Source organism: Clostridium sp. AM49-4BH (assembly GCF_003478335.1).
Classification (GTDB): domain Bacteria; phylum Bacillota; class Clostridia; order Lachnospirales; family Lachnospiraceae; genus Butyribacter.
In genome coordinates, this window is record NZ_QUFB01000148.1 from 1 (window position 1) to 681 (window position 681).

Annotated in this window: 1 protein-coding gene; it reads left to right on the plus strand. The window is 35.5% G+C overall.

The window, feature by feature from the left end; genetic code table 11:
- On the plus strand, positions 1 to 681 hold a 681-nt coding region (locus DW981_RS14830), incomplete at both ends, for a phospholipase D-like domain-containing protein (protein WP_243034787.1).

The window sequence follows — 681 nt, forward strand, 5'->3', positions numbered from 1 at the left end:
AGTTGTTAGAGTATTTTGAAACGATATGGGAACAAGAAGACAGTGGTTATTTTCATGACAATAAAAAACTGGCAAATAGAAAATCTGTAAAGAACGCAGTTTTAGAGCTGCAGAACGGCTATCAGAAATATTTTGAAGAGAATAAGGAAAGAATCTGCGATACCGATTACACGGACGAAACTTTTGAGACAGAAAAGATTGCATTAGTGTCAAATCCTATTCACACAGGTTCCAAAGAACCAGTAGTGTGGTATCAGTTGGGAGAATTGATGAAAAATGCAAAGGAACGCGTAAAAATTCATACACCATATATTATTTGCAATGATATGATGTATAATACATGGGAGGAAATTGCACAGAAGGTTTCGCACTTTTCTATTATGACAAATTCTGTTGCAAATAACGGAAATCCATTTGGAGCTGCTGATTATGCCAAAAACAGAAACAGAATTTTAGAAACAGGAATTGATATCTGGGAATATGAAGGCGGTTATTCGTATCATGGAAAAAGTATTCTGATTGACGATGATCTGTCAGTAATAGGTTCATTCAATATGGACATGAGAAGTACTTATCTGGATACGGAACTGATGCTTGTAATTCGCAGTAAAGATATTAATAAACAGTTGGAAGAAGGCATGATGGAATATGAAAGAGTGTCCCGACAGGTATTGGAAGATG